This is a genomic window from Yersinia sp. 2466 StPb PI, assembly GCF_041538325.1.
Lineage (GTDB): Bacteria > Pseudomonadota > Gammaproteobacteria > Enterobacterales > Enterobacteriaceae > Yersinia > Yersinia enterocolitica_E.
On the sequence record NZ_JAULSL010000001.1, the window covers coordinates 350,130 to 365,807 of the forward strand.

The following is a 15,678-nucleotide window of genomic DNA, read 5'->3' on the forward strand; positions in this document are numbered from 1 at the left end:
CCATCTTCATTATTATAAGTTCGGTTATAAGCCATTAACCGAATATAGCCGATATATAGTTATCAACGTTGTTTAAATCCCTCGTCATAATAGCCTTATGGCAAAATATTCTGATGAAATTAAAGAGGCGGCGCGAACGCTTTTTATTAAAAGCTGGACGCCCAAAGATATCGCGCAGGAATTAAATATTCCGGTGCGCACAATTTACCATTGGTCTGATATAGGCCTGTGGGCGGCATTATTACCGGTTGAATCTTTTGAAGCGGCCATTACGCGTCGGCATGACCAGTTATCACGGCGCGAAAACAAAACTGCGCTGGAGCTTGAAGAGATCCGCGACCTGGTCGCGCACCACGTCAAATTAATGGCGCAGAGTAATAAACACGCCGAAAAAATGGCAGAAATAAAAGCGCGCATGGCGATGCAGTCAGGAGGCGGCGAGGATGAAACCGGATTCGGCAGCGAGAAAAAACGCTCATACCGTAAAAATGATATTTCCAGCATCACCAAGGAAATGTTGGATAGTTGGGCCAGTGAGCACCTGTTTGATTACCAGCTACATTGCCGCGCCAATAAAGAGCAGAACTTCCGGCACATTCTGAAATCGCGTCAAGTCGGCATGACTTACTATTTTGCTTTTGAAGCCTTTGAAGATGCGGTGTTGAGCGGTGATCGGCAGGTGTTTTTCTCTGCGTCTCGCGCGCAGTCTGAAATATTCAAATTTTATATTGTCGAAATCGCTCAACAGGCGTTTGGTATTACGCTGACCGGTAACCCGATCAAGTTGAGTAACGGGGCGGTGCTGCGGTTCTTGTCGACCAATGCCGGTACGGCTCAGGGTTTTAACGGCCATCTGTACGGTGACGAAATATTCTGGATACCCAAATTTGGGAAATTCCACGAAACCGCGTCAGCGATGGCAACGCATAACAAATTTCGTACTACTTATTTTTCAACGCCCAGCGCCAAAACTCACCCAGCGTACCCCATCTGGACGGGGGATACCTGGCGGGAAGATGACGCCAAACGGAAAAAGGCCATATTCCCCAAAGAAAGCGAACTGCGTAAAGGGGGGATTCTTTGCCCAGATGATCAATGGCGCTACATCATCACGATGGAGGATGCGATCAAGGGCGGGCTGGGTGCCTTGGTCGATATTGAGCGGCTGCGTAATAAGTACAATGCAACCGCGTTCGCCATGTTGTACATGTGCCAGTTTGTTGACAGCAAAGACGCAGTATTCAAGTTTTCAGAACTGGAAAAATGCGCGGTAGATGCCGGCATGTGGCAAGACCACGACATCAAAGCCGCCCGACCGTTTGGTAACCGTGAAGTGTGGTGTGGTTTTGACCCGTCCCGCTCCGGTGATAACTCAACCTTTGTGATTGTCGCGCCGCCCATGTATGACGGCGAACGCTTCCGCGTCCTGGCGGTGTTCTACTGGCAAGGGCTAAATTTCACATGGCAGGCTGAACAGATAAAGCAACTGATGCGCCGCTATAACGTCACCTATATCGGGATTGATGTGACCGGCATCGGGCGGGGCGTTTATGACCTGGTGACCAAATTCGCGCCCAGGGAGGCCACCCCGATTTTATACAGCGTGGAAAGTAAAACGCGCCTGGTGCTGAAAATGGTTGATACGGTTGAACGCCACCGCATCGAATGGAGCAAGGACGCCACCGATGAGAACAGCCAGGAACGGGCCGAAATTGCTGCCAGCTTTATGGCAATTCGCCGCACGACAACCAGCAGCGGTAACGCGCTGACTTTTGTCGCCGAACGGTCAGATGCCACCGGCCACGCCGACGTATTTTTCGCCATTTCTCACGCCGTGATTAATGAACCCCTCGACTATGAATATGATCGCCCGTCTACCTGGGCCTTTGGAAAAGCAGCATGACAACTAAAAAGAAACGCGGACGCCAGAACAGCACCCAGCCCAAAAAAGCCAAGGCAACCGAGGATTTCACCCCCGGACGCGGTAGCGTTATTTCATTCGGTGAACCGGAACCGATTTTAACGACCGGCACCGATTACAGTGAAATATGGTACGACAATGATTTCGACCACTGGCGATTACCCATTGATCGCCTCGCCTTGGCGCAGTTGCCTAACCTCAACGGCCAACATGGTGGCGTTCTTTATGCCAGGCGCAATATGTTAGTCAGTGATTACCTGGGCGGTGGCCTAACAACGGATAGTATTGAGGGCGCGGGGTTTGATTATTACCTGTTTGGTGATGTGGCTATCTTGAAAGCGCGTAATTTTTGGGGGGAGGTGACCGACCTGGTGCCGTTACCCTCACTTTATACGCGCCGGCGCAAATCGGGCGAGTTCGTTGTTTTGCAAAAGGATGAACCTCTCGTTTATCCCCCGGAGGATATTATATTTTTGGCGCAGTACGATCCCCAGCAACAGATTTACGGCTTGCCGGATTATATCGGGGGCATTCATTCGGTACTGCTTAATTCAGAGGCGACGATATTTCGCCGCCGCTATTACCATAATGGTGCACATATGGGCTTTATTCTGTATGCCAATGACCCCAACATCAGTACGGAAGTGGAACAGGAAATAAAGGAAAAGATAGAACAGAGTAAGGGCGTGGGTAACTTCCGCAATATGTTTATCAGTATTCCGAAAGGTGACCCGGAAGGTATTAAATTAATGTCGATTGGTGAAGTAAGCGCCAAAGATGAGTTTTCCAACGTTAAAAGCATTACCGCCCAGGATATTCTTACCGCGCACCGCTTCCCGGCTGGCCTGGCGGGGATTATTCCGCCTAATGGTGCTGTGATGGGTGACCCGGACAAGGCCCGATCAACATATCGAAAGGATGAAGTGTTACCGGTACAAAATAAGTTTATGCGTGCCGTGAATACTGATCCCGAAATACCGGCCCATTTACACCTGCGATTTAGAGTAGATAAAGACACGGATAACACCGAAAGGGGCGAAAAGTGAGCAGAATTAAGCTAAAATCACGAAAGTTAACAGAAATAGCTTTCGGAGTGGTTAATATGCGAATGTTCAAGATTAAATGCACGGAATGCCGCGCACCCGCAATTATCCGCAAAACAGAATGGAAAGACGTCAAAATAGCCGACCTGTATTGTGCCTGTTCCAATGTCGAGTGCGGCCATACCTTTGTATTTAACGCGGTGTTCTCGCACTCACTCAGCCCCAGCGGGTTAACGGGGAGTAAATTGGTTATGGCATTACTTGAAATGTTAAAGCCGGATGAAAGACAAATTGCCCTGGACTTGCTGCAAGGTCAGCCAGGGTAAGAGAAACCCGCCGAACGGCGGGTTTTTTGTGGCTGCAAATCTATTTGGCTGTTTTATACCCTAGTCCTATATCTGCCAGCCCACGAATAGCCGGACGGGCTAAAATAATCCTCTGGCAGGCATGAATTAACAGAAAGAACTCGTCATGCTCAGTCGGATGCTCGACCGGAAGCTGTAAATATTGATTCCATACATCACCGAGCATTTGAGCAAGTTGGTGCTCTGCGGCTAAGAGTGTGCATTTGGTATTGGTATAACTGATGTCGGTCATTTCACTTATTCCTCATCGGTTGTTCTGATGTGCATTAACCTGCTATTGGGCCAAACCAAACAGGCTTATCCTTATCATTTTCCATTTCTGCGGCTTGTTCTCTTCTGTAGTGCTCCCCGACCAAGCGAATTATTTTCGGTACTTGCTGCTGACGTAATCGCTCAAACCTGGCTTTGATATCTTCTACTGGTGTTGCAATCCGATGGACTTGATACAACGCGCCATCCGTTCCCGCCCGATATGTGATATCGCCGACCAATACCGACGCGCCTTTTGCCATTGATTTCAGAATGTTGTCATTCAAATCAATACCTATCGACGTGGCAAATTCTTTGATTTTTTGCTCTTTTTCGCCCGGTTTAGCGGCCAGCATGATTTCGCCCTGGGTTGGTGGGCGTGGCTTTTTAGTTTCCTGGCGCGGTTTAACCGGTTCGCTGCGTATCCGCCTAAGCATTTGCCGCCGTTCTTTCGCGGTTAATGCCTCAAAACAGATATTTTCCGGCGGTGGCGGTGGCTCAATGACCACCGGCGGGCTGACTGTTTTTTGAACCCCCGTACAGTTATTGACAGAACTCCGAGGGCGCGCAGGCGCGCCTTTAAGGTCAACGGCCAAATCAACGGACAGGTCAAGGGCGCGGGCTTTGACAATCTTCCACTCAGTGGTGCGGGTGATAATGGGCGTGTCTATGCCCACCGGCGGCGAAAACACGCCACGAATGCGGATCACATCTTCAAAATATTCATTGGTTGTTTCTGATGTTTCGTAATAGGTGCGGGCGATCAAATTCTCACGCTTAACAAATGGCCCGCCCTGGGCGTTAACGTACTCAGCCCAGCGGCCATAGTCGGCAGCATCATGAACGGCGGCAAACTCCACACTCAAACCCATAGCGGTTTCGTGGTCTGACATTTTGCGGAGTTCACGATAAACGGTGACAGGTGCACCGCCGATAAACTGAAACTGACGAATACGCCAGCGACTGGCCCACGCAGATACAGCGGGGGCCACCTCTTTCAGTAGTTTGTCGGTTTCATCGTCGGTTTCACCGTCCAGCGCGAAACCGTCGATATTTTTCGAAATGTATTTAGCGATGTAACCCGTTGCGCTGCCTTTTTCTGGATCAATGGCTTCAGCATGGAAGCGGGCCTTTCTGGCCCTTGCGCTGTAAAGCTCCTCTTCATCCTCTTCACTGGCGTAATCGCACAAGATTTTACGCGCCTGATCGACGGACTCAGGCAGCATAAACAGCAACATATGCCAGTGTGGGGTGCCGTCATGGTGCGGCTCGGCAACACGAATGCCGAATACGCGAATATCTTCTCGATGCAATTTAGCCCTGACCCGGCTCCACACCCCACGCAAATAACGCTGCGTTCTCGCCGGATCAGCTCCGCACCATTTGCGGTTACGGTGTCCGTGCTTATTGGTGGCGTGGTATTTAGACGGGGCGGTCAGAGTATAAAACTCACCAACGTAGCCCATCTCCGTGCATATATTTTCAAACCCACGTATGCGGGCCATCAGTTCACAGCGACGAATTGCCGGATTAGCGACGCTGTGATCGTACTTATCAATCAGAGAAATGCGGTTGCCTTTTTCATCCTCTAATTCCATTGATTTGAGAAACTCGCGCGTGCGGCGCTTTTGCTCCCGCCAGTCGCTAACCGTTCCTAAGCTAGAATAAGGTGAGGCTTTTTTGCTGACATTACCCAGAGCAATATGTAAATGCTCTTTCCACTTATCACAGTGGCGGCGCAGGCAGCGAGTCCACCAACTTTCTGACTGCATTTTGGCAATATAGGAGGCTAGTTTGTCCTCGGTTAGTTTCTCGCGCTCATTCTGATAAGTATCCCAACCCGGCACGGATTGGCGGAAAGCGCGGGTGAGCGCTGACGCGCGGACGTAAAGAGCTAAAGCAATTTTAAAATCTGATTTGTCGTTAACTTCATCATCAACAATTCCGAGTTCGCGCTTGACCAGCAAGGCGATATTTTTCGCCAGCATTTCAATATCAGCACGGCCATAATCAGGCAACTGATTAAAACGGTATGCGAAAGGCGCGGTATCGTTAGCGTCGGCGGATATTAAATACTGCTCATTAACCATATTCAGGCGTGGTAATACGCGCTCAACAAAATTTTTTGTTAAGTGCGTATTGGCTCGCTGAATCCCTTGTGTTTGTTCCAGTTTATTAAGGTGGAACCTGATCCCTCGCTGCACTATTTTTGGCTGTTTTGATAACAGGTTTTGAGCGTCAACCAGCGCGGCTATTTGCGCTTCGGCTTCTCGCTGCTTTTCTCTGACCAGATAATCCGGCGCACCAATGGCGGGTATGTGTCTGGTATTCCACCAATAAGTGGCAGCAACGGGTAAATCGCCGCTACCCTGAGAAGGTAACGGCGGTGCTGGTGTTATGCGGCCCTGGGTTAATTTGGTCATTCACAAACGCCGGCATAAACACTATTACAGACGGCGTGGTCATTTGCGGAAGCCAGCAAATCGAATTGACTACCGCCGCGAGTGGTTAAGGCCCAATCTCGGTAGGTTTCAATGCCGTGTGATTCAATAGAAATGCATTCAATCCGGCGTTCAGATTTGCGCGGATCCTGAGTTGATGGGAAAAAGGTTGAGTTTCCACGACGCGAACATGATGCAACCAATCTTTCCCAACGTGCTACACGCGCTATTTCTTCCGGCCAGCGGCTGAATATTTCCGCTAATTCGGATTTTCTGGCATGGATGCACGGCATGCAGCCGACCCGACTACAACCCTGTTGATATAAAGGGTTGGGTTTAATTCCGTGATGTTTAGCCAGTGCAAAAACTTCCTCATGCGTCCAGTTAAGGATAGGACGGTAGACATTTAATCCGGGTGTATCATCTGCGTCCGTTTCCCATTCAGGCAGCAAGGCGCGGTCAGGTGATTCCTGAGCGCGTACACCTTGCCAAGAAATTACCTCGTCATATTCTTCCAGCATGGGAATGACAATTTGGTCACGGATTGGCGCATGTTTCAGTTCGAACGTACAAAAACGGGCTTTGGTTGATGGAAAGCGGCCTTTCCACATACACAGGTCGAGAAAGGGGATGCCAGTAGGGTGTAGAATCTCAAGAGCTTCTGCGACCCGTTCCGCAGCTTGATCAGGTGACATACCGCACTCAGTGACTAACGTGGACGGCCACACGCGGGCAATAAAATCACGCTTACCGTTAATTTGTCGGGTAAAGTCCGCTTTGACACGGATAATTGGCCCCAGTTGGTTTTCCAGATAATCCAAATATTCCATTGTTTGCGGGTGCTCATGTCCCGTATCAGCAATCACCCGGATGTGGCTCACACCGGCCTCACGGGCTGAAAGCGATTGTGCCAATGAATCTTTTCCGCCAGAGATGCTGACGACATTGATTGCATCAGATGCGAAACAGCGAGAATCAATCATGATGCGTTCCTTGTGAGCTGGCTGCGCTGTGTCGGAGTAGGTGCTCGGCGCGTCCGGTAATGTGTGATTTTGTAGACGCTAGTGACGGGTATCTCCATTTTTTCTGCTATGTATCTGGGTTTTATACCTTCGTCGTAAAGTGCGCGGCATAGTTCCACATCATGATCGCTGAATTTGGCGTTGCGGTTACACTCGCCGACAATTGAAGGGTTTACCCCCTCCACAAATGCCTTTTGCTGCACTGCCTTGGGTGACCGGCCTAGGCGATCGGCGATGTCCCGATATCGGGTTGTTTTGACGGCCTCACGCAGATAGGCCACCTCACCCGGTGACCAAAGTTCACAGCGGCATGAAGTCAGGCCATTAAGAAATGCTTTTCGTCTGACCGCTGGCACTGACCGACCCAAGTTATTGGCGATGTCCCGATAAGGGGTTGTTGTGACGTTTTCTCGAAGATAAGCCAGTTCAGCGGGTGACCAGCGTTCGCGGTAGCGTTGTGGAATAGTCATGGCTTCATCCTTAAAATGGAATTTCATCGCATGGATCAAAAAATGAAAGCATGACTAATTTCGGAGCGGCAAAATCACATTGAGTAATATCTGATATTTCTACAACAATCTTGCGGCCCGAATATTCATCAGTTCCACCGTCCCACTCGGCTAAAAGCAGATAATCCCCAACTTTAAAATTACGGTCATTAGTTCGTAATTCAGCTTTTTTTCTTCCCTCAATAACAGCTTGGAAATATTCAGGCAGAATTTTTAATTGATGGGTTTTAACTGATTGCGAATATCCGGCGGACTCCTGAAATGCCTGCGCTATCCGGTTGGCCTCTTTGCGGTCAGACTCCGTTTTATGTATTGCCTTGATTGCCAAGTCTGTTGTTTCATCATGGCCGTTTTTGCATATATTCTTACCGGCATCCGTACCCATGATCGCAAAAATTAAAGAATCCCATTTAGGTTCGAATGATGAATTGAATCCCTCCAAATGTTGAACACGCGCTCGTAACTTGATTGCCTCACTATTAAGGCGTTCGATTTCAAGACCGGCAGCAACTAAATGCTTTCTGACGTGCGCTCTCAATGCGATTGCATGAATGCCATCCAGCGCAGCAAGGGGAATGAGACTACTAGCCGCACAAGTCAGCCCCTTAATTGCATTGGTAGTATTAATATGAGTAGCCATTATTTAGCCTCTTTTTTTTTCAGTGGGTGAATTAGCAACGGATTTAACTTCTGATATCCAACGGGATAATTCTTTAAATACTTCTTCTTTAGAAAAAACGGATTGATTTAATTTAGCTAGTTTGTTTTCTAACCGCTCAAGCAACATTAAACGCTCAGAAAGGCGGGCATTATTAAAATGCTCAACCAGTTCTATATCGTTTAACTCTTGTGTTAATTTTATCGGTGCAACACTCATTCTTATTACCCCGCCTTTAGATAATTGGAATCCCGGCGAAAGTTAATGCGCCAAGTTAAAAGGTGTTAAATTTAAATACTAATTACTCTCTCACCTAGCGAGAAATAATCAGGTAATGGCTTTGTCAAACGGATAATAAAATTAAGCGCTTCAATAATCATTTCACGCTCATCCTCTGTAAACGTTTCAAAGCGTCTATTTGAGTCAGCGGCTTTAAACGGACGCTGAATACTTTTCATTTCAGCGATACGATTCGCACAAAACAAAATCACTTCCCTATTGGCGTTCCCTGTTTGTTCGTCGTGCGGGTTGGCATTGAAATGCCGACATGCATTATTTCGGTTGATGTTGGCCTTTACGCGCCATTCAACAGTGAATTCCCGGAAAGGTAATTTTCTGTTACTTTGGTCAGTTCCAATAGAAGCCATATATCCCCCGAATTTATGCAAATATTCCCATCAGACGCGCCCACCAACGGGGTTTAGCCCTGGGCTTTGCCATGAATGGAGTACGGCAACCTCTGATAAAAATGACTTTGTTTGCATTTGGCTGAAAGTGACGGCCGTCAGGGGTTTCTAACCAACCACGATAATGAAAGCGGTAAGTAATTTGGCCCCGGTTGATTTCTTGGCCGTTAACTAGCATTGCGGCCAGTGACGGACATTGATTTACTGTCATGCTGTCAGTTCCTTAATTGGCCGCGAGATTAGCGAGGCAGTTTTTCAAAGACCGCTGCTACTTCTTCTTTGGTCGCACAACCGGTTACACCAAAAAATAAATAGCCGGCAACTTCGCCATGATTAAAATATCGGCGGCGATGAATTGTGATTTCTTCACCGAGTGAAGCGGGGTTTATTGTTTCGCACTCGCTATATTCTTCGACTGTAGGGCAAGTTTGTTTGGCTGGAATAAGGGCGGCAGCAATATCGTCAAAAGTTGCATCTGTATAAATTGTTAAGCCACCATTGCAGTTTATTTTTCGTTGCTCACCACCTTTAAATACTGAATCTACGATTGCAGTATTGAGGATTAGATAATCATTACCGCTCTTTATTTTTACAAAATTGGACATGCAGAAATCCTCGCTAATAAATAAAGATAAAACCCTTTCGCAAATTGCTTTATTTGAGGGAGGGCTTTATCCCCTCATTTTATGCAATTCATCTATGTATTTTGTTGCTTCTGCCTGGGCGTCGAACTTGCCGTAAGACTCATCACCCTGGCGAACGTGGTAACGGGTGATTGGGTTTCTTTTATTGCGCTTCAACTTGGTAATTGAAAAACCACGGTAAGCACTGGTGTGATCACTGATAACAGTCAGTGCGTGGATTGATTCACGCATGAGCGTTTGCAGGCTAATGATGGGGTCATAGTAGAACGGCATCATTTATACCTTTAGCCTTAATGCTTCCTGTGCTTCTTCGTAAGCCTCAAGAAATTCATAAACCATATTTACCTGGCGTTCCCGGCCAGGCTTGTTTTTGGTCAATGTCAGTTTCCCTTCATTGGCTTGCTGTTGGATGGTGCGGACGGTCTGGCCCGTAACTTCTGCATACGCGGACAGGGTTAATTTTGGATAAGGGAGGCAGAAAACTACCGGACAATCCGGCATTTTTACTATGACTGGCTTGGAACTTCGTGTGCTCATGACTTATCCTCTTCGATCACATTTGGATTTATACAGACTCAAGTGGATTCAACATCTTCACATGGGTATCTTTCACATGAGGATAATCTTCACATGAGTATCTTGTCAAGCAGCCATGCTGAAAAACTTAAACTGATCCGAAAAGCAGAGGGATTAACTCAAGCTGCTTTTGCAAAGGAATTGGGGCTAGGACTGAGCACTGTACGGAATTATGAATCTGGACAACGGGAGGTAGGTTTATCAATTGTTGATAAGGTTATTAATCACCCAACGTTTGAGAAGTACATGATGTGGCTGATGAGCAATAAAACGTCAGAAGCAGCCGGACAAATATCACCGGCTCTCTCCCCTGATGGGCGAGACGACACATCCGACCACCGAAAAGACCAGAAGGTTGGCTAACCATCTATAAAATTTATGTTTCCTGGGGTAAAGGCGGGATTTGTTCAGAACGCCTTACATGGTATGAAAGTTAAGGAGTGCTAATTAAATGGAAGAGATTCATTTTGTTTATGTGACGACAAAAAACAAAGTTGCAGCTTATACGTTGAGCAGTCCCGGCCTACATGGGAATTACTTACAGGGCTATTGTAATACTCGTGGCGGTTATAGAACGTTCGTCGCGGAGCGGGTTATTGATTTTTTTGAAACACCAGCCGAAGCAAGCAGCTATGCCGCGGAACTAGTTAATACGGATTTCAGTGACTCTTCTTTTGAGGGCGGGCTGATATATATCCCTAACAAGAAAAATTACACACGATACGAATCCCCAGGCATGTATCAGCCGCTTGATTTCAGTGGGGCATTAGAAGTTTGTTTTACTGGTTTCAAAAAAGCGGATAAGGAAAGACTTTCAAAGTTAGCGGCTGCGGCTGGCATGATTGTGCGTAATGACATCACTGTAAATTTACATTTGCTATGTGGTGGATATAACGCTGGCCCTAAAAAGCTGGAAGTCGCCAGAAAAAAAGGCACGATGATAGTTAGGGAATCTGAATTACTCACTCTACTAGAAACGGGTGAACTTCCAGACGATTATGACGATAAGTAAACTTGAATCTGGTCAGTATCTTGTTGATGTGCGGCCGCAAGGTCGCAACGGCAAACGGATGCGTAAACGTTTTGATACTAAATCAGAAGCGCAGCAGTATGAGCGGTGGCTTATTGCCACGCAGAATAATAAAGATTGGATAGAAAAGCCGGCAGACCGCCGCCTACTGATTGAGTTGATAGAGTTATGGTGGAAGTATCACGGCCAAACTCTAAAGGCTGGGAAAGATGATTATCAGCGGCTTAAAAAGTTAGCCGATGATATGAAGAACCCACGCGCTGACCAGGTTACAAAAAGTTCTTTTGCGGACTATAAAGCGGCCCGCCTATCTAGCGGGATTAGTCCTAGTACAATAAATAGAACTCAAATGATATTGAGTGGTGTATTTAGCACTCTTATAGAGAGCGGTCACTATCATAGCCAGAATCCTCTTAAGGGGATCGGCAAGATTAAAAAGACAGAAAGTGAGATGTATTTCCTTTCACGGGCTGAGATTGATTTGTTGCTTAAGAGTTTTGATGGTGACAATTTGAAAGTAATTAAGTTGTGTTTGGCTACTGGTGCGCGCTGGGAAGAGGCTGCGGAGTTAACAAGTGCATCAGTGATCAAATATAAGGTGACCTTTAATAACACGAAGAATGGTAAAAATAGAACTGTCCCTATATCGGCGAAGCTGTATAAAGACGTTTATAAATCGGAGGGAGGGCGCTTATTCCGGCGGGTTGATTACGATTTTGTGAGAGAAACGCTACGGGCCGTTATTCCCTCCTTACCAGTAGGGCAATCGGTGCGGGTGTTTCGGCATACGTTCGCAAGCCATTTTATGATGAATGGTGGCAATATTTTGACGCTGCAAAAAATACTCGGTCATAGCAATATTCAGCAAACTATGACCTATGCACACTTTGCCCCAGATCATTTACAAGATGCGGTAAAATTTAACCCACTGGAGCGGTAATATATGGATGAAGATAAGATACTTGAGCAACTTAATGATGATTTTCAAAAAAAAGTAGAGACGGAGCGAAACGCTGCCATTGAGGTTACTCAAAATAGGCTACGACAAATTGCCCCTGCAACTTTAGCTGATTTCTTTGAGATTAAAGGGGTCAGCAAAACTTGCTTATCTTGTGGTGACTCAAAACTAAGTACCGGGAAGAGTGGAACAGTTGTTAAGTCTAGAGATGATAATAATGCGCTTTCCTATCAAGAAACATGGTGGGCCACGTATTACTTTAGGTCTGGGAGTATTGGTCGCCATATCAATGACTATTATTATGAGGTTATTTGTCTCAACTGTGGCCTTATAAGCAGACATCGAGCGTCGACTATTGTTCATTGGTTTGAAGAAAGAAAGCGTGAGGCGGCAGAATGGGGGGATATTGAGTGGGAGTAACTGAGAAGCATAACCTTGTACCGCTCTTTACTGATGCTAGAATGAGTAATAAAGGTGGTTCAGGCAATGGAGGTGACGAGATGCTAGAAGCAAGAGTGGCAAAACTTGAGTCAGATGTATCTGACATCAAAGTGAGTCTGGCGACGCTTGCTGTGCGTTCGGAGAACTTTGCTACTAAAAGCGATCTAATAGGTATGCATACTTCATTGAAAAGCGGGCTAGCAGATACGCGATCTTCACTCACTAGTGATATATCTAATTTGCAACGTTCTGTCGCTGTGATTGAGTCAAATTATGCATCTAAGAGTGACCTGCTAGATGTTCAAAAAACTATCTTAGACAAATTAGAGGACAAACGGCGCTGGAGTTGGTCTGGTGTTGTTATACCGCTTGCTGCGATCGTTGTTGCAGCGATAATGGCTGCATTAGCAGTTATTTTTAAGTGATCCACATTTTGCCCAAATTGGTTGGATTAGTACGGATTTGTGCAGATTAGTGTTGCATTAAATATCATGGTGTTAGGTGGTTTTTGTTGATATATAAGGTTGTGTGATGACACCCGTTGATGTCGTCGCCGAACGTGCCGGCCAACCTGTGCCAGATATCGTCAGCAAATTGCTTGAGCTGGAGTTAGCAGGGTGGATCGCAGCTGTACCCGGCGGCTATGTCCGATTAAGGAGGGCAGGCCATGTTCGACGTTTTAATTTACTTATTTGAAACTTATATGCATAACGAGTCGGAAATGCTTGTTGATCAAGACAAAATTACTGACGATCTTGCTGACGCAGGTTTCTATCGTGAGGATATCAACAACGCCCTGAACTGGTTAGAGGCTCTCGCAGACCTACAAGAAGGGCAGAAAGCACCTTATCTTTATGCTGCGGATCCGCAAGCATTGCGGATTTATACGGCGGAAGAAGCCCAACGTCTGGATACCACTTGTCGCGGCTTCATCCTATTTCTTGAGCAAATTCAGGTGTTACATCTTGATACCCGTGAGATGGTCATCGACCGTATTATGGCGTTGGACTCTAATGAGATTGACTTGGAGGATCTCAAATGGGTTGTGCTGATGGTGCTGTTTAACATTCCGGGTTATGAACGTGCCTATCAGCAGATGGAAGAGCTACTTTTTGAAGTCAATGAAGGTTATTTGCACTAAGTGGTAGTATCGCTGGCTAATAACCTTATATAGAAGGCGTTATGACGAAAACAGTTATTGCCAAGGATAATGGGTCGTGTCCTGAATGTGGATCGGCTTTAGTCATTCGTAGTGGGGGTCATGGCCCATTCCTTGGTTGTTCACATTATCCCGGCTGCCAGTACATGCGCCCGTTGAAAGCGCAATCTGATGGGCATATCGTGAAAGTTCTTGAAGGACAATATTGCCCTGAATGCGGTTCAGAAATGGTGTTACGGCAAGGGCGTTTTGGTATGTTTATTGGTTGTAGCCAATATCCACAATGTGATCATACTGAAGTTATTGATAAGCCTGATGAAACAGCGATTGATTGCCCACAATGTGGCCAAGGCAAGTTACTACAGCGCAAGTCCCGGTTTGGAAAGATTTTCCACGCCTGCAATCGCTATCCCGATTGCCAGTTTACAATTAATCAGCAACCCATTGCCGGAGAGTGTGCGTATTGCCACTATTCCTTGTTAATGGAAAAGAGAACCGCGCAAGGCGTAAAACGTTTTTGCGCTAGCAAGTTATGTGGGAAGGCAGTGGTAAGTGAGTAATAACAGCGTGAATAAACAAGAAAATAGTGGTGCTCTGTCAGATGTATTGCGGGCTTTGCAACAAGAAGAGGTCATCGCTTATCCAACAGAAGCCGTTTTTGGTTTAGGTTGTGACCCTGATAGTGAAAAAGCAGTAAATGCTTTATTAGCTTTAAAACAGCGGCCATGGCAAAAAGGTTTGATCTTAATCGCCGCTAACTATGAGCAGTTGAAGCCATATATTGATGACTCAATGCTGAATACAGCGCAACAGGAAATGCTCTTCTCCTGTTGGCCTGGGCCGGTAACATGGGTTATTCCAGCGCGCGCTAAGACACCGCGTTGGTTAACAGGCAGTTTTAGCTCATTGGCTGTAAGGGTGAGTGACCACCCACTGGTACAGCAGCTTTGCTCGCAATATGGCAAGCCACTGGTTTCAACCAGTGCCAACTTAAGCGGTCACGAGCCATGCCGTACAGAAGCTGAAGTGAGAATGCAATTTGGCCCTTTTCTCCCAGTGCTCTCTGGCGAGGTGGGTGGTCGTTTGAATCCATCTGAAATAAGAGATGCGTTAACCGGTAAGCAATTTCGCCAAGGATAGAAAGTAGCATGGATCAGAATTTCGCAGTGTTTGGTAACCCCATTGGGCACAGTAAGTCGCCAAGGATTCATGCGCTTTTTGCCGAGCAGACAGGTATAGAGCATCAATACGGTATGGTATTGGCCGCTCATGGCGCTTTTGAGGAAACGTTAACGTCGTTTTTTGCAGATGGTGCATTAGGCGCGAACATTACCACGCCGTTTAAAGAGCGCGCTTATGCCAAATGTGATGAACTAACCGATCGTGCGTCACTGGCAGGTGCTGTCAATACTATCAAGCAATTAGAAGACGGACGCTTGTTAGGTGATAATACGGACGGTATTGGTTTGCTCAGTGATCTTGAGCGCCAGGGTTTGATCCGAGTCTCTGATCGGATCTTATTGGTGGGCGCGGGGGGGGCTGCGCGCGGTGTGATCTTGCCGTTACTCTCTTATGGATGCACTGTGGTCATCACTAACCGGACTTATAGCCGCGCACAGCAGCTTGCCGAAGTCTTTCATCATTTGGGTGATATCGAGGCTGCCGAAATGCAGGCGCTGAGTGGACAGCAGTTTGACTTAATCATAAATGCTACCGCTGCTGGAATTCATGGCGAAGTACCAAACTTATCTAAAGATATTATGAGTCCTGCAACACGTTGCTATGACATGTTTTATCAAGTGGGGGATACACCATTTTTAGCTTGGGCTAAGCAGTTGGGTGTGGCGAGTTACGCTGATGGCTTAGGGATGCTGGTGGGGCAGGCAGCCCATGCTTTCAAACTTTGGCATGGTGTGATGCCACAGATAACACCGGTGCTAAATAAGTTGCGTGATGAACTGAGTCGATAGAAAGAT

Annotated in this window: 23 protein-coding genes and 1 pseudogene; 13 read left to right on the forward strand and 11 right to left on the reverse strand. The window is 46.8% G+C overall.

Annotated elements, in window-relative coordinates:
* Window positions 1-97: 97 nt before the first annotated feature.
* From Q2T72_RS01565 to Q2T72_RS01575, 3 genes are read left to right on the forward strand one after another with little or no spacing between them, the layout of a single operon-like run.
* Window positions 98-1,903: a terminase large subunit domain-containing protein gene (locus Q2T72_RS01565; RefSeq protein WP_372568517.1), complete on the forward strand. Its 1,806-nt coding sequence runs from the start codon at window positions 98-100 to the stop codon at window positions 1,901-1,903.
* On the forward strand, window positions 1,900-2,967 hold the full coding sequence (locus Q2T72_RS01570) for a phage portal protein (RefSeq protein ID WP_372568518.1): 1,068 nt from the start codon (window positions 1,900-1,902) through the stop codon (window positions 2,965-2,967). Before Q2T72_RS01565 ends, Q2T72_RS01570 begins: the two co-directional genes overlap by 4 nt.
* A complete protein-coding gene (locus Q2T72_RS01575) occupies window positions 2,964-3,290 on the forward strand; it encodes an ogr/Delta-like zinc finger family protein (RefSeq protein WP_049616163.1) in 327 nt (108 codons plus the stop codon). Before Q2T72_RS01570 ends, Q2T72_RS01575 begins: the two co-directional genes overlap by 4 nt.
* 40 nt (window positions 3,291-3,330) lie before the next feature.
* Here Q2T72_RS01575 and Q2T72_RS01580 read toward each other — a convergent pair whose 3' ends face one another.
* The 11 genes from Q2T72_RS01580 to Q2T72_RS01630 all read right to left on the reverse strand — a co-directional run bounded on the left by Q2T72_RS01580 (window position 3,331) and on the right by Q2T72_RS01630 (window position 10,075).
* Window positions 3,331-3,561 carry a hypothetical protein gene (locus Q2T72_RS01580; protein WP_372568519.1) on the reverse strand — a complete coding sequence of 77 codons (231 nt, stop codon included), beginning with the start codon at window positions 3,559-3,561 and terminating at the stop codon, window positions 3,331-3,333.
* 34 nt (window positions 3,562-3,595) lie between these two features.
* A complete protein-coding gene (locus Q2T72_RS01585; RefSeq protein ID WP_372568520.1) occupies window positions 3,596-6,001 on the reverse strand; it encodes a replication endonuclease in 2,406 nt (801 codons plus the stop codon).
* Entirely contained in the window at window positions 5,998-7,002 is a 1,005-nt protein-coding gene (locus tag Q2T72_RS01590) for a phosphoadenosine phosphosulfate reductase family protein (RefSeq protein ID WP_372568521.1), read from the reverse strand. The genes Q2T72_RS01585 and Q2T72_RS01590 overlap by 4 nt, the downstream gene beginning before the upstream one ends.
* Complete coding sequence (locus Q2T72_RS01595) at window positions 6,999-7,511, reverse strand: hypothetical protein (RefSeq protein ID WP_372568522.1); 513 nt, start codon at window positions 7,509-7,511, stop codon at window positions 6,999-7,001. The genes Q2T72_RS01590 and Q2T72_RS01595 overlap by 4 nt, the downstream gene beginning before the upstream one ends.
* A gap of 10 nt (window positions 7,512-7,521) precedes the next feature.
* Entirely contained in the window at window positions 7,522-8,190 is a 669-nt protein-coding gene (locus tag Q2T72_RS01600; RefSeq protein WP_145507691.1) for a DUF3850 domain-containing protein, read from the reverse strand.
* 3 nt (window positions 8,191-8,193) lie between these two features.
* A complete protein-coding gene (locus tag Q2T72_RS01605; protein WP_372568523.1) occupies window positions 8,194-8,427 on the reverse strand; it encodes a hypothetical protein in 234 nt (77 codons plus the stop codon).
* A 71-nt stretch (window positions 8,428-8,498) separates the two neighbouring features.
* Entirely contained in the window at window positions 8,499-8,855 is a 357-nt protein-coding gene (locus Q2T72_RS01610; RefSeq protein ID WP_372568524.1) for a hypothetical protein, read from the reverse strand.
* Window positions 8,856-8,868: 13 nt separating this feature from the next.
* The gene (locus Q2T72_RS01615; RefSeq protein WP_219656033.1) at window positions 8,869-9,105 is read right to left on the reverse strand and encodes a phage filamentation protein Fil family protein; all 237 of its coding nucleotides are present in this window, start codon (window positions 9,103-9,105) and stop codon (window positions 8,869-8,871) included.
* A 28-nt stretch (window positions 9,106-9,133) separates the two neighbouring features.
* Window positions 9,134-9,499: a hypothetical protein gene (locus Q2T72_RS01620; protein WP_372568525.1), complete on the reverse strand. Its 366-nt coding sequence runs from the start codon at window positions 9,497-9,499 to the stop codon at window positions 9,134-9,136.
* A gap of 66 nt (window positions 9,500-9,565) precedes the next feature.
* Window positions 9,566-9,814 (reverse strand): hypothetical protein, encoded by a 249-nt coding sequence (locus tag Q2T72_RS01625; protein ID WP_318526940.1) that lies wholly within the window; start codon window positions 9,812-9,814, stop codon window positions 9,566-9,568.
* Window positions 9,815-10,075 (reverse strand): hypothetical protein, encoded by a 261-nt coding sequence (locus Q2T72_RS01630; RefSeq protein ID WP_227734370.1) that lies wholly within the window; start codon window positions 10,073-10,075, stop codon window positions 9,815-9,817. It abuts the gene before it with no gap.
* Window positions 10,076-10,168: 93 nt separating this feature from the next.
* On the opposite strand from Q2T72_RS01630, the gene Q2T72_RS01635 reads away from it, so the two are divergent.
* The 10 genes and pseudogenes from Q2T72_RS01635 to aroE all read left to right on the forward strand — a co-directional run bounded on the left by Q2T72_RS01635 (window position 10,169) and on the right by aroE (window position 15,672).
* On the forward strand, window positions 10,169-10,477 hold the full coding sequence (locus Q2T72_RS01635) for a DNA-binding transcriptional regulator (protein ID WP_227734371.1): 309 nt from the start codon (window positions 10,169-10,171) through the stop codon (window positions 10,475-10,477).
* 88 nt (window positions 10,478-10,565) lie between these two features.
* Complete coding sequence (locus Q2T72_RS01640) at window positions 10,566-11,126, forward strand: BRCT domain-containing protein (protein WP_227734372.1); 561 nt, start codon at window positions 10,566-10,568, stop codon at window positions 11,124-11,126.
* Window positions 11,113-12,084: a tyrosine-type recombinase/integrase gene (locus Q2T72_RS01645; protein ID WP_372568526.1), complete on the forward strand. Its 972-nt coding sequence runs from the start codon at window positions 11,113-11,115 to the stop codon at window positions 12,082-12,084. Before Q2T72_RS01640 ends, Q2T72_RS01645 begins: the two co-directional genes overlap by 14 nt.
* 3 nt (window positions 12,085-12,087) lie before the next feature.
* Complete coding sequence (locus Q2T72_RS01650) at window positions 12,088-12,522, forward strand: hypothetical protein (protein WP_372568527.1); 435 nt, start codon at window positions 12,088-12,090, stop codon at window positions 12,520-12,522.
* A 41-nt stretch (window positions 12,523-12,563) separates the two neighbouring features.
* Complete coding sequence (locus Q2T72_RS01655) at window positions 12,564-12,968, forward strand: hypothetical protein (RefSeq protein ID WP_372568528.1); 405 nt, start codon at window positions 12,564-12,566, stop codon at window positions 12,966-12,968.
* A 97-nt stretch (window positions 12,969-13,065) separates the two neighbouring features.
* Window positions 13,066-13,239: pseudogene (locus Q2T72_RS01660) on the forward strand (DNA-protecting protein DprA); the annotation flags it as partial.
* The gene (locus Q2T72_RS01665) at window positions 13,211-13,684 is read left to right on the forward strand and encodes a DUF494 family protein (protein ID WP_372568529.1); all 474 of its coding nucleotides are present in this window, start codon (window positions 13,211-13,213) and stop codon (window positions 13,682-13,684) included. The pseudogene Q2T72_RS01660 and the gene Q2T72_RS01665, both read left to right, overlap by 29 nt.
* Before the next feature lie 41 nt (window positions 13,685-13,725).
* The gene (locus tag Q2T72_RS01670; RefSeq protein WP_083161149.1) at window positions 13,726-14,262 is read left to right on the forward strand and encodes a type I DNA topoisomerase; all 537 of its coding nucleotides are present in this window, start codon (window positions 13,726-13,728) and stop codon (window positions 14,260-14,262) included.
* A 7-nt stretch (window positions 14,263-14,269) separates the two neighbouring features.
* Window positions 14,270-14,842 carry an L-threonylcarbamoyladenylate synthase type 1 TsaC gene (tsaC, locus tag Q2T72_RS01675; protein ID WP_372569842.1) on the forward strand — a complete coding sequence of 191 codons (573 nt, stop codon included), beginning with the start codon at window positions 14,270-14,272 and terminating at the stop codon, window positions 14,840-14,842.
* Between the two features lie 8 nt (window positions 14,843-14,850).
* Window positions 14,851-15,672 (forward strand): shikimate dehydrogenase, encoded by an 822-nt coding sequence (aroE, locus tag Q2T72_RS01680; protein ID WP_372560356.1) that lies wholly within the window; start codon window positions 14,851-14,853, stop codon window positions 15,670-15,672.
* The last annotated feature ends 6 nt before the right edge of the window (window positions 15,673-15,678 follow it).